The organism is Streptomyces sp. NPDC056883 (genome assembly GCF_042788835.1).
Classification (GTDB): Bacteria; Actinomycetota; Actinomycetes; order Streptomycetales; family Streptomycetaceae; genus Streptomyces; species Streptomyces stoeckheimensis.
Genome location: NZ_JBHUBS010000002.1, coordinates 385,788 through 407,584, shown reverse-complemented (window position 1 = coordinate 407,584; position 21,797 = coordinate 385,788). Strand labels below are relative to the sequence as shown.

The window sequence follows — 21,797 nt, the reverse complement described above, 5'->3', positions numbered from 1 at the left end:
TCCAGGAGGGCCGGAAGGCCTCAGGCATATGCCTCGTGCAAGTCCTCCGCGGATGTTGCCAAACGCCTTACAGGCCGTCGCCGGCTGTGCAACAGTCGTTACCGGCCCCTTCCTTCAGAACCGGTCCCTCCTCAGACTTGGCCGTGCCGCGCCTGTATCGGAGTTCAGATGCCGTCCCACTTGTACGCGGACCGCCCCGCGCAACCCCCCGAGCCAGGGTCGGTGGACGCGCTGATCTCGCAGACCCGGCAGCTCCGCGGAGAAGTCGACGCCGTCCGCCGCGACACCGTGGTCGACGACGACGACGCTCAGGGCCGCTGGCAGCGCGCGCTGTGCGATCTCGCCGTCCACCACCTCGACGACCTCCGCGCGCACCTCGGCCAGCTCAAGGAAGGGATGCCGCCCACCGCGCCGGAGTCCGCCGCACTGCCGCAGGCCGCCCCGGAAACGGGGGCCGAGGCCCAGCAGACCAGGGTCGGCAGTGCCGAGTGGAACCTGCTGACCGACGAGGTCAGTTGGTCCGACGAACTCTTCCAGATCTTCGGCCGCTCCCCCGAGGCCGGCGCGCTGCCCCTCGACGAACTGGGATCCACCCTGTTCTCCGAGGACCAGCCGCTGCTGACGGCGATGGTGACGGCCTGTCTGGTGGACGGCAAGCCGATCGACGGCGAGTTCCGCATCGTCCGGGCCGACGGCCGGGTCCGGACGCTGCACATGAGGGGCGAGCCGGTACTCGACTCCGACGGCTGCACGGCCTCCATGTGGGCCGTGCTGCGGGACGTGAGTGAACTGCGCCGGAGCCAGCGGGCGGAGCGCGAGTCCCGGGACTCGCTGCAGCGCCGGCAGGAGATCGCGCAGACCGAGCGCCGGCTGGCGGTCGAGCTGCAGGAAGCCGTGCTCCCCCCGTGGCGCGGCTCCCTGCGGTTCCCGCACGACAACACCAGGGCCCTGGACGTGGCGGCGCACTACCTGCCCTCCGCGACCAGCGCTCTCATCGGCGGCGACTGGTACGACGCGCTCGAACTCCCCGACGGGAACTCGATGCTGACGGTGGGTGACCTCACCGGGCACGGGGTGACCGCGACCTCCGGCATGGCGATGATGCTCGGCGCCCTCCGCGGGATGGCCATGGCGGGCATCGAACCGGGCCCGCTGATGGGCTGGCTGAACCAGCTCCTGGAGACCTCCGTACAGCCCGCGCTCGGATCCGCCGTGTGCTGCCGCTACGATCCCGCGCGCCGGGTGCTCTCCTGGGCGCAGGCCGGCCACCCCGCCCCGCTGCTGTTCCGGCGCGGCCAGGGCCGTTCACTGCTGCCCCCCGAGGGCGTCCTGCTGGGAGCGACCTCCGGAGCCGCGTACGGCCAGGCCGAGGAACGGCTGGAGGTGGGCGACGTCCTCGTCCTGCACACCGACGGACTGACCCCGCGCAGCATCGAGTTCAGCAAGGCCGACGGGACCGAACGGCTGCTGGCGCTGGCACCGCACTTCTCCGCCGCCCGGTCCGCGCAGGACTGTGTGCGCCTGGTGATCGGGGAGTTCGGCGAGGGCGAGCGCGAGGACGACGCCTGCGTGCTGGTGGCCCGGATCGGCTCGTAGCGGGCGGTTCACGGGACTGGAGGCCGCGCCGGAAGGCGCGGCCTTTCTCGTCCTCGGACCCCGGAGGCCACCGGTCCCGGACCGGCCGTGCCACTCGGACCGGCCGTGACACTCGGACCGACCGTCCCACTCAGACCGACCGTGCCACGGGGCTGTTCGGGAGGGCCAGCTTGATCTCCTCGCGGAGCTCCTCGATGCCGGCGAATCCCGAGTAGTGGCCGCTCAGCCGGTACATCTCGCGCAGCCGGTCCCACGTCCGGTGCGAAGAGGTCTCGTTCATCGAGACCAGCGCCAGGCGGGCGTAGCGGTCGGCCTGTTCCGGGTCGTCGGCGATGAAGCAGGCGGAAGCCATCGAGATGTAGTCGAAGATCTTCGAGCGCTCGTGGCCCGCGCTCCGCAGTCGCAGGGCCTCCTTCGCGTGCTGCTGCGCGATGGTCGCCGCCGAGGGGTCGTGGTCGGCGAGGGTACGGAAGGCCAGTGCCTGCATGCCGTGCAGATCGGCCTCGTCGAAGTGCTGCATCCAGGAAGGCGGCGGCACGTCTCCCGAGGTGGACACGAACAGGTCCTCGGCCTCGCCCAGGGTACGGCGCATGGCCTGCCCCTTGCCGAGCGCGGCCTGCGCCCAGGCCTCGATGGTGTGGAGCATGGCGCGGGTCCGGGGCAGGGTCTGCTCGCCGGAGCCGGACTGCGCCAGCTTCATCAGGTCCAGGGCCTCGTTCGGCTTGCCCAGGTGGACCATCTGACGGGCCGCGCGGGAGAGCGCCTCGCCCGCGCGCGGCCGGTCGCCGCCCTCCCGGGCCGCGTGCGCGGCGATGACGAAGTACTTCTGCGCGGTGGGCTCCAGGCCCACGTCGTGGGACATCCAGCCCGCCAGGACCGCCAGGTTGGCCGCCACCCCCCACAGCCTGCGCTGGAGGTGATCGGGGTGGTGGTACGCGAGCATGCCGCCCACCTCGTTGAGCTGCCCGACCACGGCCTTGCGCTGGAGGCCGCCGCCTCTGGAGGCGTCCCAGGCGCGGAAGACCTCCACCGAACGCTCCAGGGCCTCGATCTCCTGGGAGCCGATGGGCGCGGCCTCGTAGCGGTCGTAGCCCGCGGAGTCGGCCTGGAAGGCGTCGCCGTGGCGCTGCACGTCCTTCGCGCGGGCGGGGTCGGTGTGGAGCCAGTCGTGCATGGCGTTGCTGAGGGCTGAGCCGGCGGTGAGCGCGGCACCCGCGCTCATCAGACCGCGACGGTTGAGCATGAGGTCCATTCCCGTGAATTCGGTGAGGACCGCGGCTGTGCGTTCGGGCGCCCAGGGCATTCCGTCGGGGTTCTCCTGCTCCCCGTCCGGCTGCTGTTTGGCGGTGCGCCGTTGTCGTACGAACCCGAGGTCCTCGATGGTCACGACACGACCGAGCCGCTCGGTGAACAGTGCTGCCAGTACCGTGGGCACCGGCTCGCGAGGGGTCTCCCCCATGTCGATCCAGCGCCGCACCCGCGAGGTGTCGGTGGCCAGCTGGTGGTGCCCCATCGAGGCCGCCTGCCGGTTGACCATCCTCGCCAGTTCGCCCTTCGACCAGCCGGCCAGGCCGAACAGGTCGTTCAGACGGGTGTTTGGACCTTTGCTCACTTCAAGCCCCCAGGTTCTCGGCTGAGTTGACAGTAACCCCCCGTCAGATGCCGAGCGACTATTCGCCAGGGTTCGCCAGGGCACGCAATGTGGTCCGCCACCCACGCCCGGGTGTCAGGTAGGAATGCGCCTCCCCGACCCGGTCACCGGCGGAACTCCCCAGGGCGATGCAGGGGATCCGGCGGGGCGGCGTACGCAACTCGTCGGCGCACGAAGGGATCCGTAACGCCATGTACGTATCAACGTCCTCCGTGTCCGCCCCGGTCCGGCCGCACCGCACGCTCCCCGCGGGCGGCGGCCCCTACCTCGAACCCGGCCGCTCCGCGGCCCTGGCGCCGGGCGCCGTTCGGGCGCGGCGGATGCCGGGTATCGGATCGCAGCCGCTCAGCGGAAGAATCGACCTGTCGGGGCCCCAGGGGGCGCAGTTGCGCACCGCGCTCGCCTCCGTGCAGCGCATCTGTCCGGAGTTCGCGCCGGTCCAGGTACTGCGCCGCAGCGGCCGGTCGGTCCTGCTGGTGGGAACCACCGGACGGATGACGGCCGTCGCGAAGGTTTTACTGGATCACTCGCCCGAGTGGCGCGAGCGGTACCGGCACGAAATAGCGACGTACCGGACGTTCGTCCGGCACCGCCCGCAGGTCCGGGTGCCGCGGCTGATCGCCGCCGATCCGGAGAACTGCGTACTGATCGTCGAGCGGATGGCCGGCCGGGTCGCCGCGCTCCAGCGGCATCCGGTGGAGGCCCCGCCGCGGGCCGACCTGCGGGCGGCACTCGGAGCCGTGCGCCAGGTGAACGGCTGGCGGCCCGCCGACGAGTTGTTCGGGCGGCCGCTGGACTACGACCGGCGGATCGCCCGGGACTACCAGCTGGGCCTGCTGACCGACCGTGACTTCGGCGATCTGCAGAAGCTGCTGCACGGCGTGAAGATGTCGGGCAACCCCTGGCAGTTCAACCACGGCGACCTGCTGCTGTCGAACCTGCTGCTGTCCCCGACGGGTCCCGTCCTCCTCGACTGGGAGCACGCGGGCTGGTACCGGCCGGGCTACGACCTGGCCACCCTGTGGACGGTACTGGGCGACGCCCCGGCCGCACGGGCCCAGATCAGCCGCCTGGCGCAGGCGGCCGGCCCGGCCGCCCGGGACGCGTTCCTGGTCAACCTGATGCTGGTGCTGACCCGGGAGATCCGGATGTCGGAGACGGCCGTGCAGCGCTCGATGCTGGCGGCCACGCCGACCCAGGCGCTGCCGGCGGGCGCCCTGTCCTCGGGCGAGGAGCAGCGCCTGCTGCTGCGCCGCCTGCACGACGACGCGGGCATGGCCCGCAGGGCGGTCCGCGCGGCGGTGGGCACGCGCTGACCCAGCGGCGCTGACCCGGCCGCACCGACCCGCCCGCACCGACCCGGCCGCGTTGCGCGCGGTCGCCCGCGAAATCCCGTGCCGCACACACCCGGTGTGTGCGGCACGGGATTTCGTGCGTCCGGGCCCGGAGCGCAACCGGCGCGTATGCCTTGACTTCACATGATCCCCCGAAGACCTTTTCTGACTCAGCATCAGAATGCTGGATCCACCCCTCACCCCTCTCCGCTGGAGCCTGCCCATGACCGCGAGAACCGCCCCCTCAGCGAGTCCCGAACCAAGCGATGCCCTTCCCTCCCGCCGGACGGTCATCGCAGGGGCGGGGGCCGGCGTACTGGCCGCCGCCGTGCTGCCGGCCGCCGTCGCCCACGCGGCCGGCGAGCCCACGATCGGCGAGTACGACGTCGTCGTGGTCGGCTCCGGGGCGTCCGGAATGACCGCCGCGCTCACTGCGGCCAAGCGGGGCCTGAGCGTGCTCGTGGTCGAGAAGGCCCCGACCTTCGGCGGCTCGGCCGCCCGGTCCGGTGCCGGGATCTGGCTGCCCAACAACTCGGTGATCCTGGGCGCGGGCGTGCCCGACACCCCGGCGAAGGCGGCACAGTACCTGTCGGCGGTGGTCGGCAACGGCTCCTCCGCGGACCGGCAGGCGGCCTTCCTCGCCAACGGGCCCCGGATGCTGGACTTCGTGATGGCCAACAGCCCGCTGCGCTTCCGTTTCATGGACGGCTACAGCGACTACTACCCGAACCTCCCCGGCGGGCTCCCCAACGGCCGCTCCATCGAGCCGGATCAGATCGACGGGAACATACTCGGCGCCGAACTGGCCCACCTGAACCCGGCGTACATGCCCGTGCCGGCCGGAATGGTGGTGTTCAGCCAGGACTACAAGTGGCTCAACCTCGCCGCCGTGAGCGCCAAGGGGCTCGCGGTGTCCACCGAATGCCTGGCGCGCGGCACGGCAGCCGCGCTGTGCGGGCAGAAGCCGCTGACCATGGGCCAGGCCCTGGCCACCGGTCTGCGGGCCGGTCTGATCCAGGCCGGAGTCCCGGTGTGGCTGAACAGCCCGCTCGTCGACCTGGTCCAGGAAGGCGGCGCGGTCACGGGCGTGGTGGTGGAGAAGGAGGGCGTACGGGGCGTGGTACGGGCCCGCAAGGGCGTGGTCATCGGCTCGGGCGGCTTCGAGCACAACGCGGAGATGCGGGCCCAGTACCAGCAACAGCCGGTCGGCACCCAGTGGTCGGTCGGCGCGAAGGAGAACACGGGCGACGGGATCCGGGCGGGCCAACGGGCGGGTGCGGCGCTGGCGTTGATGGACGACGCCTGGTGGGGTCCCTCGATCCCGCTCCCGAACGAACCGTACTTCTGCCTCGCCGAACGGACCCTGCCCGGGGGCCTGATGGTCAACGCGAAGGGCGCCCGCTTCGTCAACGAGGCCGCCCCGTACAGCGATGTGGTGCACGTGATGTACGAGAAGGACCGGGGCGCGACCGGTTCGCACATCCCGGCCTGGCTGATCGTGGACCAGAACTACCGCAACAAGTACCTGTTCAAGGACATCCTGCCGACGATCGTCTTCCCCGATTCCTGGTACCAGGCGGGTGCGGCGAAGAAGGCGTGGACCTGGGACGCCCTCGCCAACCAGATCGGGGTGCCCGCGGCCGCCCTGCGCTCCACCCTCAACCGCTTCAACGCGCAGGCGTGGAACGGCACCGACCCCGACTTCCACCGGGGCGACACCGCGTACGACCACTACTACACGGACCCCGGCGTGACGCCGAACTCCTGTCTGGCCCCGATCTGGGCGCCGCCGTTCTACGCCTTCAAGATCGTGCCGGGTGACCTGGGCACGAAGGGCGGCATCGTCACGGACGCACGGGCCCGCGCGCTGCGCGCGGACGGATCGGTGATCCGGGGCCTGTGGGCCGCGGGCAACGCGAGTGCGGCCGTGATGGGGCACAGCTATGCGGGGGCCGGCTCGACGATCGGTCCCGCGATGACGTTCGGCTACGTGGCCGCCAACGACATCGCGGACGCGTGACGCCGGTGGGCTAGCCCTGCTGGGTCAGCCCTGCTGGAAGAGCTCGGCCGGGAGCGGCTTCAGCAGCGCGTAGAGGTCGTCCGTGATCGGCCGGTCCCAGCTCGCGATGGTGACCAGCACGTTGTCGCTGCGGTCGAACTGCACGCAGCTGATCCGGCTCTCGGAGAGCTTGATCTTCCGGACGATGAGGAGGTTGTCGCCCTGCATGACGGGGCAGTCCTCGGCACCGGTGACCTCGACGTCCTCGTCGTTCTCGAGGGCGTCGAGGAGCTGGGCCACCTCGAAGGGGACCTGGCCCTCGGAGAGGTCGCGCGCGGGGGAACCCTCGGGGAGGTTTCCGATGATCATCGCGGGGCCGCGTCCGCCGAACAGGTCGTAGCGGAGGAAGACACCCTGGCAGCTGCCGTCGGGCGCGGGCAGCAGCCCGGCCCCGAGATTGCCCGGCCAGTCCCCCGGGTCCATGGCCAGGACGTCGAAGTCCGGGCCGGCGGGTGTGGCGGCGCGGTGGCGGCGGAGGAAGGACATGCCGCCATGGTACGTGGCCCGTCGGGTTTCCCGGCCCTCCACCCCCTGACCCGGCCCCGGGCGCCGGCCCCGCCGGTGTCGCCGTGCGGGCGGAGTTCCCCGCCGCGACCCTTGCCGCTGCGCGGGGCCGGTTCCCCTACCCGCCCTTCCACCGTTCCCCGGGCTCCGCCCGGACCCGGTCCTCAAACGCCGGACGGGCTGGGTTTTCCGGCTGCGCCGGAAAAATTCAGCCTCGCCGGCGCTTGAGGCGCGGGGTCTGGGGCGGAGCCCCAGGAGGGGTCCGGGCGCAGCCCGGGGAACGGGCGAAGGGCGGGTAGGGGACAGCCCCCCGCAGGGCGCCCGCACGGCCCCACCGGCCCGGGCCGGTCAGTGGGCCGGGGCCGGATCCGGGTCGGCGACGGTACCGCGCGGCAGGGGTCCACCGAGGGCGTGCAGGGCCGCCGCGACCTTGGCCACCAGGCCGTCCGCCCCGCAGGCACGGGCCCCGGCCACGGCCCTGAGCAGGAGCTCTCTATCCCCCCGCTCCTCCCCCAGCGCGGCCAGCGCGAGCGCCAGCTCGTAGGCCGCGGGCGAAGCCGACAGGACCTCCACGGCCTCCTCCAGGAGGGCCGGCCGGTCCTGCGGCGCAGCCACCTCCGCGGCCACCCGCAGGGCCTGGCCGATGCCGGACGCAGCCCCGAAGGCACGGGCCCGGCGTACCGCCTCCTCCGCCAGCTCCCGCGCCCGCGCCGGATCCTCCGCGGCCACCGCCCGGGCCAGGTGGAGCTGCCACGGGCACCAGGACGGGTTCTGGATGCCCCTGGGGGTCAGCCGCCGGTCCACCGCTTCGAGCTCCGCCGCCGCGGCCTTCGCCTGGCCGCGGGCCAGCAGCAGTTCCGCGTAGACGGTCTGGGAGTCGGGGAAGACGACCGCTGCCGGGAAGGGCTCCCCGTACTCGTGCTCGCGGACCAGTTCCCAGGCCGCCTCCACCCGGCCCCGCGCCAGCAGCGTGGTGACGAGGATCGCGATGGCGTACCAGTGCACGGGCGTGCGCCGCCCGACGCGCTCGGCGAGGCGCAGTCCGGCCCGCGCCAGCTCCTCCGCCTCGGCCAGCCGCCCGCGGCGGTAGCGGATGTAGGCGCGCAGGCTGTAGGCGAAGGACAGGTGAGCGCCGCGCCACCCCTGCCGCTCGAACTCGGCGGTGCCCGCCTCGAAGAGTTCCTCCGCCCGCTCGGGCCGGTCGGCGTACATGTGCACCATCGCGACGAGCACCGGGACCTCGAACCCCCGGTCCGCGTACGCCCAGCTGAACTCGGTCTCCAGGACCCGCCCGGCGTGGTGCAGGACCACGTCGACCGGCTCCCCGCGCAGGCAGGCGTCCCAGGCGCGCAGCCCGATGACGTACCGCTCGGTGAGGTCCCGCCCGCCCAGCCGGTCCGCGAGCTTCGCGAGCCGCCGGGAGCGCGCCGGGGAGTCCGGCTCGGCGGCGTTGAAGGCGTCCCACATGAACTGCTCGGACTGCAGGCGCAGCCGGCCGCGTACGTCCTGGGTGTACGGGATCTCGCGCGCGAGGCATTCGGAGGCCTCGGCCAGGCGGTCGCTGTGCGAGAGCACCTGGGCCAGCCGGATCACGATGCCCTGGCGCAGCGCCGGGTCCTCGAAGGGCTCCGCGAGGGCGGCGCGCAGGTGGTTGACGGTGTTGGCGGGCTCGGTGAGCAGCGAGGCGCAGCCCAGTTCGTACAGGACGGCCGCCCGCTCGTCGAAGTCCGGGGGTTCGCGCAGGGCCCGTGCGAGCTGGCGTCGGGCGGCTTCGGGGGCGCCGGCCCGGAGGTTCTCGCCGGCCGCCTCGCGCAGGGTGCGCACCACCCAGGGGTCGTTCTCGGGATGCGTCTCCAGAAGGTGGCGGGCGGCGGCGGAGGGCCCGAGTCCCGCGTCGACGACGGCCGCGGCGGCCTTTCCGTGCAGGGCGACGCGCAGGGCGTCGGGGATCGCGCGGTATATGGCGGTGGCGATGAGGGGGTGGACGAACTCCAGCCCGGACTCGTCGGCTTCCTCGGCGGCGGCTTCCTCGGCGACGGCCGACAGGATGCGGGCGTCGCGCAGCCGCCCGGTGGCGTCGACGGCCTCCTCGGTGCCGAGTCCGGCGACGCGGGCGGCGAGTTCCCTGGGGATGTCGGTGCCGAGGACGGCGCAGGCCCAGGCGAAGCGGACGGTGGAGGGCCCGAGGCTGTGGAGGCGGGCGACGAGGCCGCTGCCGCGCTGTGCGGCCGCGAGGTCGCGCAGGAGCGGGGCGCTGGCTTCGACGGGGGCGAGGCCCTTGTCCCGGACCTTCGCGGTGAGCTCGACGGCCTCGAAGGGGTTGCCGGTGGTGACGGCCCAGGCCTCCTGGCAGAACGCCTCGTCGGCGTGTTCGCCGACGGCCTCCCGGACCAGTCCGGAGACGGCCCGGGCGGTGAGCGGAGCGAGGGTCAGCGGGCGGTGTCCCGCGCGGCCGGGCAGCGTACGGAAGGCCTCGGCGTGCGCGGGCAGTTCGTCGGGGCGGTAGGCGACGACGAGGAGGAGCGGGAGGTGTTCGGCGCGCGGGGCGAAGGCGGCGAGCCAGGAGAGCGATTCGGGGTCGGCCCAGTGGGCGTCGTCGAGGACGAGGGCGACGGGGGCGCGCTGGACGACGAGGTGGGTGAGGACCCAGTCGAGTCCGTCGCGCAGGCCCTGGGGGTCGGGCGGGGCGCCCTGTTCGGCCGCGCAGAGGCCGAGGGCGGGGCCGACGATGGCGTACCAGCTGCCGAGAGCCTCGCGCAGTTCCGCGTCGGAGGTGCCGGCCAGCTGGGGCTGGATGAGCTGGCGGGCGACGTGGAAGGGCTGGCTCTGCTCCTGTTCGCCGCCCCGGGCCGCGAGGACGGTGCAGCCCTTGGTGTGGGCGCGGCGGCGGACTTCGCCGAGGAGCGTGGTCTTGCCGAGGCCGGCGGGTCCGGAGAAGGCCAGCAGGGCTCCGCCGGCGTCGGGGCCCGGATCCGTGAGCTGGTCCAGGGCCTCGTCGACGGCGGCGAGCTCCGTGTCGCGTTCGAACATCGTGCGCCGTTTGCGGGTCCGGCGTTCCGTCATGGCTGGTACCCCCCAGGCCTGTTCGGGGGTTCAGCGTACGCCCGCGCACGCGCCCGGGAAGCCCGGTGTGGCAAATAAAGCTGATCTTCTTCGGCGGGCCGCCGGAAGGGGTATACGAGGTGGTATGCGCGGAACGCTCAGTCCTGCGCGGAGCGGTCCGCGAGCGCTTCCAGGACGGCCACGGCCTCGGCGGCCCGGGCGGCGTCCACGAAGAGGTGGTCGTGGTGGTAGCCGGCGATGACGTTGCAGCTCAGGCCGTGTGCCGCGAGTTCGGTGGCGAAGGCCGCGGTGAGGCCGACGGCGTCGAGGGAGGAGTGGACGCGCAGGGTGATCCAGCCCGCGGTGTACGTGTACGGGAGTCCGGCCTCGTCGGCGTCCTCCTGGCTCAGCACGAGGGTGAGCCCCTCGGGCTCCAGGACGGAGGCGACGGGGGTGAGCCCGGCCAGGGCCTCCGGGTCGGTGTCTCCGGGGATGGTGCAGAACACGTACAGCCCGTCGTTCAGTTCGGGCCGCATGCCGCTCAGCAGCTTCCGCAGGTCGTTTTCTCCGCTCACGCCGCCACCGTACCCGTGGTCGGGCCGCGGCCGCTCCGACACCCCGGTGCGGTCCCCCGCCCTCACCAGTACTCGGACCGGTCGGGCTCCGGCTCCTCCTCGCGCAGCCGCCGGTGCCACCAGGCGAGCGGGCGGCCGAGCCCGTCGGCCCATCCGGAGTCCGGCGGGTCCGGGTCCTCGATCGTGCGGCGGCGGAACTCGTCGTCCAGGCCGCGCAGCACGCGGCACAGGGCTTCGCGGGCGACCGGCGGCAGCAGCCGGTGGTGGTCGCGCAGCTCGTCGCGGACGGTGGCGACGCCGGAGAACGAGCAGCCCGGGCAGTCGGCGCACGGGGAGGGGCCCAGGTAAAGGTGGCGGCCGGGGCGGTTCAGGAAGACGCGGTACCTGGCCAGCAGGCCCGCGATCTCGCCGGCCCGTCCGGGGCGGGCCCAGTGCACGGCCGCGGCCGCCTCGGGCGGCAGCCGGTCCACGGGCGGGAGCGCCCGCGCCCAGGCGGGCGGCCGGTGGTCCCCGTACGTTCCTCGTTCGGCGCGCAGCGCGCCGGGCCGTCTACGCGGCATCGCCCTTTCGGCGGGTGATCGTCATGGCGGCCATGATGCCGAGGGGCCTCCGGGGCCGGCAAGGGGTTTACGGGAGCCCGCGGGGGGCGCCGGATCCGGGCTCCCCACCGGGGCGGCGACTTCCACCGGAGCGGCGGCCCCCACCGCCGCGGCGGCCCCACCGGGGCGGCGGCTCCGCGCCCGGTGGTGCGCCGCGCACCCGTCCCGTCCGGAGACGGACGCTCTAGGTCAGGTCGAACTCCCCGCCCCGTGCGTTCAGCACGAACTTGCGCCACTCGTCCGGCGCGAAGATCAGCGAGGGGCTTTCTGGGCGGTCGCCGTTGCGCATCGCGATGAACCCCTCCACGAAGGCGATCTGGACGTCACCCTCGCCCCGGCTGCTCGACTGCCAGTCCGCCTCGGTCAGATCGAGGTCCGGCTTTCCCCAGCCGGCCGGCGCCTTCGAAGTCATGCTCTCTGCCACGTGCGTGCTCCTCCCGGTACTCCCGGTTCGTCGTCCCGGGGCCAGGTTAGCCATCGCACGCCGTGCCGCACAGGCCACGGTGCGTCACTCGTGGCCTGTACGGCACGGCGCCCGGAATCGGGTTTCCACTCAGGAAGTCGGCTGCTCCGCTCCCACCAGCCACATCGCGAAGAACTGCGCCCCGCCGCCGTAGGCGTGCCCCATCGCCCGCCGGGCGTCCGGGACTTGGTGCTCCCCGGCCTGGCCGCGCACCTGGAGGGCCGCTTCCGCGAAGCGGATCATGCCGGAGGCGCCGATGGGGTTGGTGGACAGCACGCCGCCCGACGGATTGACGGGCAGGTCCCCGTCGAGTTCCGTGACTCCGGCCTCGGTGAGCTTCCAGCCCTCGCCCTCCTCCGCGAATCCGAGGTTCTCCAGCCACATCGGCTCGTACCAGGAGAACGGCACGTACATCTCCACGGCGTCGATCTCCCGGCGCGGATCGGTGACCCCCGCCTGCCGGTAGACGTCGGCCGCGCAGTCCTTGCCCGCCTGCGGGGAGACGAAGTCCTTCCCGGCGAAGAGGGTCGGCTCGCTGCGCATCGCCCCGCCGTGCACCCAGGCCGGCGGCTTCGGCGAACGGGCGGCGCCCGCGCGGTCGGTGAGGATCATCGCGCACGCCCCGTCGGAGGACGGGCAGGTCTCGGAGTAGCGGATCGGGTCCCACAGCATCGGGGAGGCCTGGACCTTCTCCAGGGTGATGTCGTGCTCGTGCAGGTGCGCGTACGGGTTCTTCAGCGCGTTGCGGCGGTCCTTGTACGCGACGAGCGAGCCCACCGTGTCGGGGGCGCCGGTGCGCCGCATGTACGCGCGCACGTGCGGGGCGAAGAACCCGCCGGCCCCGGCCAGCAGCGGCTGCTGGAAGGGGACGGGGAGCGAGAGCCCCCACATGGCGTTGGACTCGGACTGCTTCTCGAAGGCGAGGGTCAGCACCGTGCGGTGGACCCGGGCGGCGACCAGGTTGGAGGCGACCAGCGCGGTGGAGCCGCCCACCGAACCGGCCGTGTGCACGCGGAGCATGGGCTTGCCGACGGCGCCGAGGGCGTCCGCGAGGTACAGCTCCGGCATCATCACGCCCTCGAAGAAGTCGGGGGCCTTGCCGATGACGACCGCGTCGATGTCCGCCCAGGTCAGCTCGGCGTCCGCGAGCGCGCGGGCCGCCGCCTCGCGCACGAGTCCGGCGATGGAGACGTCGTGGCGGGCGGCCACGTGCTTGGTCTGGCCGATGCCGACGATGGCCACCGGCTCCTTGCCCGTCGCGGCGGAGGTGCTCATGCTCGGTCCCCTTCCAGGACGGCGACCAGGTTCTGCTGGAGGCAGGGGCCGGAGGTGGCGTGCGCGACGGCCCGGTCGGACTCGCCGCGGTGGATGCGGGCGGCCGCCTCGCCGATCCGGATCAGGCCGGCGGCCATCATCGGGTTGGCGGCGAGCGCTCCGCCGGAGGGGTTGACGGCGACGTCCCCGCCGAGCCCGAGGGCCTTGCGCAGCACGACTTCCTGGGAGGAGAAGGACGCGTGCAGTTCGGCGGTGTCCACCGGGGCCTCGAACACGCCCGCGTGCTCGGCGGCGATCCGCGTCGAGGGGGAGTCGGTGAGATCGCGCAGCCCGAGGCTGTGGGCCTCGATGCGGTGGTCGATGCCGGTGATCCAGGCGGGCCGCTCGCACAGCCGGCGGGCCACGTCCCCGGCGGCCAGGATGACGGCGGCCGCGCCGTCGCCGATGGGCGGGCAGTCGCCGGTGCGCAGCGGGGCGACCTGGTACTCGCCCTGGGCGACGGCTCCGCTGAGCTGGGCGTGCGGGTTGGTGCTCGCGGAGGCGCGGCTCCGGGCGCCGATCGCGGCGAGCCCGGCCTCGTCGGTCTCCCCCGCGTCGATGAGCGCCTGGGCCTGGAGCGCGGCCAGGGCCACCGAGTCGGGCCAGAGCGGAGCGACGTAGTACGGGTCGAGCTGGCGGGTCAGCACGTCGCGCACCGACCCCGGCGAGGACTTCCCGTACGAGTAGACGAGCGCGGTGTCGGCCTCGCCGGTCTGGATCTTGACCCAGGCCTCGTAGAGGGCCCAGGCGCCGTCCATCTCCACGTGCGATTCGGAGATGGGCGGCCAGGCGCCGACCCCGTCGAGGGTCATGGTGAAGGAGAAGGCCCGGCCGGCGAGGTAGTCGCTGGAACCGGAGCAGGTGAAGCCGATCTCGCCCGCCTTCAGCCCGGTGGCGGCCAGCACTTGGTGCAGGACCGGCATGACCATCTCTACTTCGCTGAGCTCGTCTGTACGGCGCAGGTGGTCGCTCTGCGCGAAGGCGACCACCGCGACCTCGCGGGCGTATCGGGCCATCAGATGAGCTCCTTGTACACGTCGTAGTCCGCGTCCGGCTCTCCGGTGGGGCGGTAGTGGTCGGGGTAGCGGCCGCCTTCGGTCCAGACGGGTTCGACCCGCAGGCCCATCCGCACCTGGTCGTACGGGATCCCGCCGATCCGGCCGTGGAGCGCGAGGCCGGCGCCGTCGAGGGCGATGTGGGCGTAGACGTACGGCACTTCGATGTCGAGGTTCTTGGCCTTGATGTTGACGATGCAGTAGGTGGTCACGGTGCCGGCCGGACCGACCTCGACCCGGTCGGTCGTCGCCACCCCGCAGGTGGGGCAGGCGCCGCGCGGGGGCACGTACACCTTGTGGCAGGAGGGGCAGCGCTCGCCGATGGTCTTCTGCTCGGAGAGCCCGGCGATGTACGCGGTCTGCGCGCGGCCGGGGCTGTACGTGTAGTCCAGGCGGGCCTCGGCGATGATCCCGGTGACGGCGTCGCCGAATTCCCCGCTGTGCGGAGCCGCCTCCCCGTGCTCTTCCCCGTCCCCGGCGGGCTCGAAGCAGGCGATGTCGGTGATGGCCCCGGTCCGCTCCGCGGCCCACCGCACGCGGACCCGCATGCCGGTGGTGACGGCCTCGGGCCCGGGGGCGTCGAGGGCGTGCAGGATCGCGGTGTCGGCGCCGTCGAGGCGGACGAGGACCCAGGCGAAGGGCGTCGCGAGGGGCTGGTTGGGGCGCGGCGAACCGTTCCAGGCCCAGGTGGTGACGGTCCCGGTGGTGCCCACCTCGACCAGGTCGCGGATCTCCTCGGCGGTGACGGGGTCGTACTCGACGGGCGGCACCATCACCTTGCCGTCGGCGGTCGTGACCCCGAGGACGACCCCTTCGCGCAGCCCGGTGAGGAAGGCGCTCTGCACGGGGCCGAGGGAGCGGGTGAAGGGGAACTCGACGACAAGGGGTGCGCGGAGGATCTCGGGTGGCGACGCGGCTGTCATGGGTGGGTCTCCGATGTGTGGGGTTACGAGAACGGTTGGGACGGACGGTGCCGCCGGGCACATCCGGTCCGCCGGGCGAAAATCCAGCCCCTCCGGCGTTTGAGGAGCGGGGGTCCGGGGGCTGGCCCCCGGCAACGGCGCCGCACCCGGACCACGGACCGGCCCCACCGGAACGGGTGGGACCGGCGCGGGCACGCGGAAACTACTCCCGCCGATACAGCGCGGGCCGCTTCTCGGCGAACGCCCGCGCCCCCTCCTTCGCGTCGGCGGTGTCGAAGATCGGCCACCCCCGCAGCAGCTCCGCCGCCAGCCCCTCCGACTCCGTCATCTCGGCCGTCTCGTAGACGGAGGCCTTCACCGCCTCCACCGCCAGCGGCCCGCACGCGTTGATCCGCTCGGCGATCTCCAGCGCCGCGGCCAGCGCCGTCCCGTCCGGTACCACCCGCCCGACGAGCCCGATCCGCGCCGCCTCCTCGGCCGCGTACGGCCGCCCGGTCAGCAGCATCTCCAGCGCGTGCGTCCGCGGGATCTGCCGCGGCAGCCGTACCGTGGAGCCGCCGATCGGGAAGAGCCCCCGCTTGACCTCGAACAATCCGAAGGTGGCCCCCTCCCCCGCCACCCGGATGTCGGTCCCCTGGAGGATCTCCGTACCGCCGGCCACGCAGTAGCCCTCGACCGCCGCGATGATCGGCTTGCGCGGCCGGTGATGGCGCAGCATCGCCTTCCAGTGCAGGTCGGGGTCGGCCTTGAGCCGGTCCCGGTACTGGTCGCCCGCCATGCCCTTGCCGGCCAGCGCCTTCAGGTCCATGCCGGCGCAGAAGTCCCCGCCGGCCCCCGTCAGCACCACCGAGCGGATCGTGTCGTCCGCGTCGGCCTCCAGCCAGCCGTCGTACAGCCCCACCAGCAGCGGCAGCGAGAGCGCGTTCTTCGCCTCGGGCCTGTTCATGGTGAGCACCAGCGTGGCTCCGTGGCGTTCCACGGTCAGGTGTTCTGTCCCACCCATTGCCGTCCTCCCGTCTCAAGACCTAGAACAGGTTGCAGTAGGGGCGGGTGCAGTTCAATAGTTTTCTGACACCCAGTCAGATTTCTTGGGCGGTCCCCTTCCTTGTTGGGGTTGGCGACGCTCTAATGACCGCCGAGCAGACCAGCCATGGGATTTTCTGGGTCAGGAGGACCGGTGGAGTACAACATTGCCGACCTGTTCGAGTCGGTCGTGGACGTGGTCCCGGACCGCGAGGCCCTCGTGTACGTGGACCACCCCGGGACCGGCGCCGAGCGCCGCCTCACGTACGCGGAGCTGGACGCGGCGGCGAACCGCATCGCGCACCATCTGCTGGACAGCGGCCTGAAGGCCGGTGAGCACCTGGGCCTGCACCTCTACAACGGCGTCGAGTACCTCCAGACCGTCATCGCCTGCCTGAAGGCCCGCCTGGTACCGGTGAACGTGAACTACCGCTACGTGGAGGAGGAGCTCGTCTACCTCTACAACGACGCCGACCTCGCCGCGCTCGTCTTCGAGGGCGAGTTCACCGAGCGGGTCGCGGCGGCGCTCCCGCAGACGACCAAGCTCCGTCACCTGATCCGCGTCGGACCGACCCCCGAGGGGGCTCCGGAGCCCGCGATCGCGCCGGTCGCGTACGCCGACGCGGAGGCGGCCGGCTCGCCCGGCCGCGGATTCCCGCCCCGTTCCCCCGACGACCTCTTCATCATCTACACGGGCGGCACCACCGGCATGCCCAAGGGCGTGATGTGGCGCGCCGAGGACCTCTTCTTCGCAGGCCTCTTCGGCGGCGAGCCGACCGGCGAACCGGTGAAGCGGCCGGAAGAGCTGGCCGAGCGGGTCGCGTCGAAGGGCGCCGGGCTCACCTTCTTCCCCGCGCCGCCACTGATGCACGGCACGTCCACGCTGACGTCCTTCATCGCCTTCAACTACGGGCAGCGGGTGGTCATCCACCGCAAGTACGCGCCCGAGGAGGTGCTGCGCACGATCGAGAAGGAGAAGGTCTCCAGCGTCTCGCTGGTGGGCGACGCGATGCTGCGGCCGCTCATCGACGCCCTCAACGGGCCCCTGAAGGGCACCGACCTGTCCTCCCTCTTCAGCGTCTCCTCCTCCGGCGCGATCATGTCGGAGACGGTGCGCGCCGAGTTCCAGGCGCTCGTCCCGAACGTGATGCTCCTGAACAACTTCGGCTCGTCCGAGTCCGGCTCGAACGGCCGCGCGACGAACGACTCCAGCCCGGAGAAGGGCTTCCGGCTGGAGGTCAACGAGCGGACGCAGGTGGTCGACCCGGTGACCCACGAGCCGGTGCCGGTCGGCGAACCGGGACGGCTCGCGCAGCGCGGGTACGTCCCCCTGGGCTACTACAACGACCCCGTCAAGACCGCCGAGACCTTCTTCCAGAAGGGATCCGAGCGATGGGTGCTGCTCGGTGACATGGCGACCGTGGACGAACAGGGCATCGTCACCGTCCTCGGCCGCGGCTCGCAGTGCATCAACACGGGCGGCGAGAAGGTCTACCCGGAGGAGGTCGAGCAGGCGCTGAAGTCCCACCCGGACGTCTACGACGCCCTGGTCGCCGGGGTCGCGGACCCGAAGTGGGGCAGCCACGTGGCGGCCGTGGTCCAGATCCGGGAGGGCGCCGCCGACCCGACGCTGGACGAGATACAGGCCCATTGCCGCACCAAGCTGGCGGGTTACAAGATCCCGCGCCAGCTCGTCATCGCCCCCGCCATCCAGCGCTCGCCGAGCGGCAAGGCGGACTACCGGTGGGCGAAGTCGGTGGCCACGGAGGCGGACGCGGACGCCGCGAGCTGACCCCGCACGGCGCGCACGCCCGCGGGCCGGGACCCTGAGGGGTCCCGGCCCGCGGGCGTTCCCGTACGTACGCACGCACGCTCAGGTGCTTACGGAGGGGCGGCGCCTCAGAGCCTGGTCCGCAGTTCGGCCGCCAGGGTGCGGGTCCAGGTGGCCAGCTCCGACCGGTCCGCGCCCTGGCCCAGGGCATCGGCCTGGGCGTCGTCGAGCCGCAGCGGGCCGGGGTCCTCCAGCAGGTGGGCCACTTCGGCGAGCAGTCCGGCCAGGCGTCGCGCGCCCGGGGCGCCGAGCCGCACCGATACCGCGGGGTCGATGACGGGCATGGCCGCCGCCTCCCTTCGCCAGGGGCGTCTGCTTCGACCGTACGCCCGCGGCCCGGCGGTCGCCGCTCAGGCCCCGGTGGCCAGGAACCGTTCGACGCGGTCCGCGAACCACCGGGGCTCGTCCAGCCAGGGGAAGTGCCCGCCGCCCCGCTGTACGTCGGCGACGCCCCGCGCGAAGAGCTCCGCGAGCCGGGCGGCGAGGGCCGGGGAGGGGTTGAAGTCCAGCTCCCCGGCCAGGACCAGCGCCTCTCCGGCGAAGCGGCCGAGCGCGGCCCGGGTGGCCGGCGGGTCGAAGGCGCCCGGGCCGGCGAAGGCTGCGGAGGCCTCGGCGTTCTTCTGGACCGGGCTCAGTGCCGCGTGGGCGCGCGCCGTCTCGTCCCAGCGCCCGTAGGCGAGGGGCATCGCCGCCGTCCAGTCGGCCTCGTCGGGGTTCCCGCCCGCGGCGATGGCGGCGAGCGCCCGCTCGTGGGCCGCGACGGCCGTGTCGTAGGGCTCGCTGCCGGCTCTCCGGCGGATGTCCGCGAGGCGGCTTTCCGGGGATTCGGCGAGGTCCACGGCCCAGCTGGTCGGCGTGATCAGGGCCAGTCGGCGCACCCGCTGCGGGTGCGCCGCCGTGTAGAGCAGCGCCAGGTTTCCGGCGGCGGAGTGGGCGAGCAGGTCGGCGCTCTCCAGGCCGAGGTGGCTGCGCAGGGCCTCGACGTCGGCCACCTGGTGGTCGACCCGGTACGTCGCGGTGTCGGCCGGGACCGCGGAGTCCCCGGTGCCCCGCAGGTCGAGGAGGATCAGCCGGCGCCCGGCGGACAGTCCGCCGAGGTCGCCCAGGTAGGCGGAGGCCCGCATGGCACCGCCGGGGAGGCAGAGGAGCGGCTCACCTTCACCCTGGACGTGGTACGCGAGTTCGGTTCCGTCGTGGGCGGTGAAGGTAAAGGTGCAGGTGGAGGGCGTGGAGGTCGACATGGGCGCAATCTCAGCAGACGATCACTCGTTCGAGTAATTGATTTGGCCGCCGAGGTCCGGCAATCTACCGAATGATCGGTCGGTTGACTCGGAATGGGGTGGGCGGCATGGGTACGGACGCGCGGGGCCACGACGGCGGTGCGGACGCGACGAACGCGACGGACTCGACGGACGCGGGCGAACGGATGGGCCGGGACGAGCTGGCGGCGCTCCAGTTGACCCGGCTGCGGGCGACCTTGCGCCGGGCGTACGACCGGGTGCCCTTCTACCGGCAGGCCTTCGACAAGGCCGGCGTGCATCCCGACGACTGCCGCTCCCTCGCCGATCTCGCCCTGTTCCCCTTCACCACCAAGTCCGATCTGCGCGACCAGTACCCCTTCGGGATGTTCGCCGTACCGCGCTCCGAGGTCCGCCGCATCCACGCGTCCAGCGGGACCACGGGCCGGCCGACCGTCGTCGGGTACACCGACGGAGACCTCTCCACCTGGGCGGACGTCGTCGCCCGCTCGATCCGCGCGGCGGGCGGCAGACCGGGCCAGATCGTCCACATCGCCTACGGGTACGGACTGTTCACGGGCGGCCTGGGCGCCCACTACGGCGCGGAGCGCCTGGGCTGTACGGTCGTGCCCGCCTCGGGCGGGATGACGGACCGCCAGGTCCGGCTGATCCAGGACTTCCGGCCGGAGGTCATCATGGTGACCCCCTCCTACATGCTGACCCTGCTGGACGAGATGGAGCGCCAGGGCATCGACCCCCGCGCCACCTCGCTCCGTACGGGGATCTTCGGCGCCGAGCCGTGGACCGAGGAGATGCGCCGCGAGATCGAGGAACGCCTGAACATCGACGCGGTGGACATATACGGGCTCTCGGAGGTGATGGGCCCGGGTGTCGCACAGGAGTTCGCCGAGACCAAGGACGGGCTCCATATTTGGGAGGACCACTTCTACCCCGAGGTCGTCGACCCGCTGACGGGCGCCGTGCTGCCCGAGGGGGAGGCCGGGGAGCTGGTCTTCACCTCGCTCACCAAGGAGGCCATGCCCGTCATCCGCTACCGCACCAGGGACCTGACGCGGCTGCTTCCCGGGACCGTCCGACCGGCCTTCCGCCGGATGGAGAAGATCACCGGCCGCAGTGACGACATGATCATCCTGCGCGGGGTGAACCTCTACCCCACCCAGATCGAGGAGGTGCTCCTGCGGACCCCGGACCTGGCTCCGCACTTCCAGCTCCGCCTGACCCGGCAGGGGCGGCTGGACGCCCTGACGGTACGGGTGGAGGCGCGCCGCGGAAGTGACGCGGGCCGGCGGGAGGCCGCGGCGGCCTCGGTGGTGCGGGCCGTCAAGGAGGGCATCGGCGTCTCGGTCACGGTGGAGGTGGTCGATCCGGAGACGCTGGAGCGGTCGGTCGGCAAGATCAAGCGGCTGGTGGACCTCCGGGGGGCCTGAGGCACGCCCCGGCGGTGGATGCCGGGCCACGCGCCGGCCGGGTTCCGCTGCCGGGCCCCGGGCCACGGCCCGGGCCGCGTCCCGGCCGGGGTGCCGCCGCCGGGCCGAGGTGCCGCCGCCGGGCCGCGGCCGGATCCGCCGTCGGATCCACCCATCCACCCCTTCGGGCCCACTCGGGGGTCCTCCCGGGAAGGCGCGGGCCCATCCGGGTAGGGACAGAGGCGTGACCTCGACCTACCGGCGGATCCACGACCGGCTCCAGGCCTCCCAGGCCGGGCTGGCGTGGAGCCGTGGCCGGGAGATGGAGCTGATGCACCGGGCCATGGGCTTCGCCGCCCTCGGCTTCCTCACCCTGGTGCCGCTGCTCGTCGTCGTCGCGGCCGCCGCGCCGGGCAGCGGCTCGGGCTTCGGCCGCTGGCTCGGTCAGGCCCTCGGGGTGACCAAGTTCTCCCGGGAACGGGTGGAGATGCTGTTCGGCGCCGCGGACCTCGCGCTGGAGCGGACCACCGCCTTCGGTCTCGCCGCCCTCGCGGTCTTCGGCCTGACCTTCGGCTCCGCCGTGCAGACCGGGTACGAGAAGGTCTGGGACCTGCCGACGGCCCGCTGGCACACCATGTGGCGGCACGTCGTCTGGCTCGCCCTGCTGGTCTGCTACCTCGGGCTGCTGGTCCTCATCCCGGCTCCCTCGGACGACGCGCCCGGCACCATCCTGGGCACCACGGGCGATCTCATCGGGACCTGTCTGTTCTTCTGGACCTCCCAGTGGATCCTCCTCGGCGGCCGGGTGCGCTGGCGCGCCCTGCTCCCGGGGGCCGCGTGCACCAGTCTCGGCCTCCTCGGGCTGCGGGTCTTCTCGCAGCTGGTGTTCTCCCCGCTGATCGCCTCCAACGCCGTGACGTACGGCCCCTTCGGCACCCTCCTGGTCGTCCAGTCCTGGCTGGTCGGCGTCGGCTTCGTGGTCTACGGCGGCGCTCTGGTCGGCCGCCTCTTCCACGAACACCTCGTCCTGCGCCGCCTCCGGGTCACGGAACTCGCGGAGGACCGGGAGCCGTAGCTTCGGACGCAAAAGAACCACCGGACAGGGCGATATTCCCGGTGCGCCTAGAAAAGGATGGATGTTGATCTGATGTAAACAATGATCG

At 72.8% G+C, this 21,797-nt stretch carries 18 protein-coding genes; 6 read left to right on the top strand and 12 right to left on the bottom strand.

Annotation, left to right across the window (positions count from 1 at the left end):
* Positions 1 to 168: 168 nt before the first annotated feature.
* The gene (locus tag ACFRU2_RS07190; protein WP_382968690.1) at positions 169 to 1,596 is read left to right on the top strand and encodes a PP2C family protein-serine/threonine phosphatase; all 1,428 of its coding nucleotides are present in this window, start codon (positions 169 to 171) and stop codon (positions 1,594 to 1,596) included.
* Positions 1,597 to 1,726: 130 nt separating this feature from the next.
* On the opposite strand, the gene ACFRU2_RS07185 is transcribed toward ACFRU2_RS07190, so the two are convergent.
* Complete coding sequence (locus tag ACFRU2_RS07185; protein WP_382968688.1) at positions 1,727 to 3,208, bottom strand: hypothetical protein; 1,482 nt, start codon at positions 3,206 to 3,208, stop codon at positions 1,727 to 1,729.
* Between the two features lie 230 nt (positions 3,209 to 3,438).
* Between ACFRU2_RS07185 and ACFRU2_RS07180 the strand changes: the two genes are divergently transcribed.
* Positions 3,439 to 4,563 carry a phosphotransferase gene (locus ACFRU2_RS07180; protein WP_382968685.1) on the top strand — a complete coding sequence of 375 codons (1,125 nt, stop codon included), beginning with the start codon at positions 3,439 to 3,441 and terminating at the stop codon, positions 4,561 to 4,563.
* A gap of 241 nt (positions 4,564 to 4,804) precedes the next feature.
* On the top strand, positions 4,805 to 6,601 hold the full coding sequence (kstD, locus tag ACFRU2_RS07175; RefSeq protein WP_382968682.1) for a 3-oxosteroid 1-dehydrogenase: 1,797 nt from the start codon (positions 4,805 to 4,807) through the stop codon (positions 6,599 to 6,601).
* A gap of 24 nt (positions 6,602 to 6,625) precedes the next feature.
* On the opposite strand, the gene ACFRU2_RS07170 is transcribed toward kstD, so the two are convergent.
* The 9 genes from ACFRU2_RS07170 to ACFRU2_RS07130 all read right to left on the bottom strand — a co-directional run bounded on the left by ACFRU2_RS07170 (position 6,626) and on the right by ACFRU2_RS07130 (position 16,118).
* Positions 6,626 to 7,126, bottom strand: a complete 501-nt coding sequence (locus ACFRU2_RS07170) for a hypothetical protein (RefSeq protein ID WP_150520950.1) — start codon at positions 7,124 to 7,126, stop codon at positions 6,626 to 6,628.
* 366 nt (positions 7,127 to 7,492) lie between these two features.
* Positions 7,493 to 10,207, bottom strand: a complete 2,715-nt coding sequence (locus tag ACFRU2_RS07165) for an ATP-binding protein (RefSeq protein ID WP_382968679.1) — start codon at positions 10,205 to 10,207, stop codon at positions 7,493 to 7,495.
* A gap of 137 nt (positions 10,208 to 10,344) precedes the next feature.
* Complete coding sequence (locus tag ACFRU2_RS07160) at positions 10,345 to 10,761, bottom strand: ACT domain-containing protein (RefSeq protein ID WP_243341243.1); 417 nt, start codon at positions 10,759 to 10,761, stop codon at positions 10,345 to 10,347.
* A 62-nt stretch (positions 10,762 to 10,823) separates the two neighbouring features.
* Positions 10,824 to 11,321, bottom strand: coding sequence for a hypothetical protein (locus ACFRU2_RS07155; RefSeq protein ID WP_382968676.1), 498 nt, complete (start codon positions 11,319 to 11,321; stop codon positions 10,824 to 10,826).
* A gap of 223 nt (positions 11,322 to 11,544) precedes the next feature.
* Entirely contained in the window at positions 11,545 to 11,772 is a 228-nt protein-coding gene (locus ACFRU2_RS07150; RefSeq protein WP_382969593.1) for a DUF397 domain-containing protein, read from the bottom strand.
* A 141-nt stretch (positions 11,773 to 11,913) separates the two neighbouring features.
* A complete protein-coding gene (locus ACFRU2_RS07145) occupies positions 11,914 to 13,098 on the bottom strand; it encodes a thiolase domain-containing protein (protein WP_382968673.1) in 1,185 nt (394 codons plus the stop codon).
* Positions 13,095 to 14,153 (bottom strand): thiolase domain-containing protein, encoded by a 1,059-nt coding sequence (locus ACFRU2_RS07140; RefSeq protein WP_382968670.1) that lies wholly within the window; start codon positions 14,151 to 14,153, stop codon positions 13,095 to 13,097. The genes ACFRU2_RS07145 and ACFRU2_RS07140 overlap by 4 nt, the downstream gene beginning before the upstream one ends.
* Positions 14,153 to 15,115, bottom strand: coding sequence for an OB-fold domain-containing protein (locus tag ACFRU2_RS07135; protein WP_382968667.1), 963 nt, complete (start codon positions 15,113 to 15,115; stop codon positions 14,153 to 14,155). Before ACFRU2_RS07135 ends, ACFRU2_RS07140 begins: the two co-directional genes overlap by 1 nt.
* Before the next feature lie 202 nt (positions 15,116 to 15,317).
* A complete protein-coding gene (locus ACFRU2_RS07130) occupies positions 15,318 to 16,118 on the bottom strand; it encodes a crotonase/enoyl-CoA hydratase family protein (RefSeq protein WP_250739189.1) in 801 nt (266 codons plus the stop codon).
* 174 nt (positions 16,119 to 16,292) lie between these two features.
* Here ACFRU2_RS07130 and ACFRU2_RS07125 point away from each other — a divergent pair, with 174 nt between their 5' ends.
* The gene (locus ACFRU2_RS07125; RefSeq protein ID WP_382968664.1) at positions 16,293 to 17,930 is read left to right on the top strand and encodes an acyl-CoA synthetase; all 1,638 of its coding nucleotides are present in this window, start codon (positions 16,293 to 16,295) and stop codon (positions 17,928 to 17,930) included.
* A gap of 107 nt (positions 17,931 to 18,037) precedes the next feature.
* Here ACFRU2_RS07125 and ACFRU2_RS07120 read toward each other — a convergent pair whose 3' ends face one another.
* Positions 18,038 to 18,253, bottom strand: coding sequence for a hypothetical protein (locus tag ACFRU2_RS07120; protein WP_382968661.1), 216 nt, complete (start codon positions 18,251 to 18,253; stop codon positions 18,038 to 18,040).
* 66 nt (positions 18,254 to 18,319) lie between these two features.
* Positions 18,320 to 19,210 carry an alpha/beta fold hydrolase gene (locus tag ACFRU2_RS07115; protein ID WP_382968658.1) on the bottom strand — a complete coding sequence of 297 codons (891 nt, stop codon included), beginning with the start codon at positions 19,208 to 19,210 and terminating at the stop codon, positions 18,320 to 18,322.
* 107 nt (positions 19,211 to 19,317) lie between these two features.
* Here ACFRU2_RS07115 and paaK point away from each other — a divergent pair, with 107 nt between their 5' ends.
* On the top strand, positions 19,318 to 20,655 hold the full coding sequence (paaK, locus tag ACFRU2_RS07110) for a phenylacetate--CoA ligase PaaK (protein ID WP_382968655.1): 1,338 nt from the start codon (positions 19,318 to 19,320) through the stop codon (positions 20,653 to 20,655).
* A 223-nt stretch (positions 20,656 to 20,878) separates the two neighbouring features.
* Entirely contained in the window at positions 20,879 to 21,709 is an 831-nt protein-coding gene (locus ACFRU2_RS07105; RefSeq protein WP_382968653.1) for a YhjD/YihY/BrkB family envelope integrity protein, read from the top strand.
* The last annotated feature ends 88 nt before the right edge of the window (positions 21,710 to 21,797 follow it).

What these genes read in the sequence shown, in the direction of transcription:
- paaK (WP_382968655.1), top strand. Translation starts at nt 19,318, where the DNA reads ATGGGTACGGACGCGCGGGGCCACGACGGCGGTGCGGACGCGACGAAC.
- ACFRU2_RS07155 (WP_382968676.1), bottom strand. Translation starts at nt 11,321, where the DNA reads ATGCCGCGTAGACGGCCCGGCGCGCTGCGCGCCGAACGAGGAACGTAC.
- ACFRU2_RS07165 (WP_382968679.1), bottom strand. Translation starts at nt 10,207, where the DNA reads ATGACGGAACGCCGGACCCGCAAACGGCGCACGATGTTCGAACGCGAC.
- ACFRU2_RS07115 (WP_382968658.1), bottom strand. Translation starts at nt 19,210, where the DNA reads ATGTCGACCTCCACGCCCTCCACCTGCACCTTTACCTTCACCGCCCAC.
- ACFRU2_RS07150 (WP_382969593.1), bottom strand. Translation starts at nt 11,772, where the DNA reads ATGACTTCGAAGGCGCCGGCCGGCTGGGGAAAGCCGGACCTCGATCTG.
- ACFRU2_RS07190 (WP_382968690.1), top strand. Translation starts at nt 169, where the DNA reads ATGCCGTCCCACTTGTACGCGGACCGCCCCGCGCAACCCCCCGAGCCA.
- ACFRU2_RS07120 (WP_382968661.1), bottom strand. Translation starts at nt 18,253, where the DNA reads ATGCCCGTCATCGACCCCGCGGTATCGGTGCGGCTCGGCGCCCCGGGC.
- ACFRU2_RS07170 (WP_150520950.1), bottom strand. Translation starts at nt 7,126, where the DNA reads ATGTCCTTCCTCCGCCGCCACCGCGCCGCCACACCCGCCGGCCCGGAC.
- ACFRU2_RS07145 (WP_382968673.1), bottom strand. Translation starts at nt 13,098, where the DNA reads ATGAGCACCTCCGCCGCGACGGGCAAGGAGCCGGTGGCCATCGTCGGC.
- ACFRU2_RS07180 (WP_382968685.1), top strand. Translation starts at nt 3,439, where the DNA reads ATGTACGTATCAACGTCCTCCGTGTCCGCCCCGGTCCGGCCGCACCGC.
- kstD (WP_382968682.1), top strand. Translation starts at nt 4,805, where the DNA reads ATGACCGCGAGAACCGCCCCCTCAGCGAGTCCCGAACCAAGCGATGCC.
- ACFRU2_RS07140 (WP_382968670.1), bottom strand. Translation starts at nt 14,153, where the DNA reads ATGGCCCGATACGCCCGCGAGGTCGCGGTGGTCGCCTTCGCGCAGAGC.
- ACFRU2_RS07130 (WP_250739189.1), bottom strand. Translation starts at nt 16,118, where the DNA reads ATGGGTGGGACAGAACACCTGACCGTGGAACGCCACGGAGCCACGCTG.
- ACFRU2_RS07135 (WP_382968667.1), bottom strand. Translation starts at nt 15,115, where the DNA reads ATGACAGCCGCGTCGCCACCCGAGATCCTCCGCGCACCCCTTGTCGTC.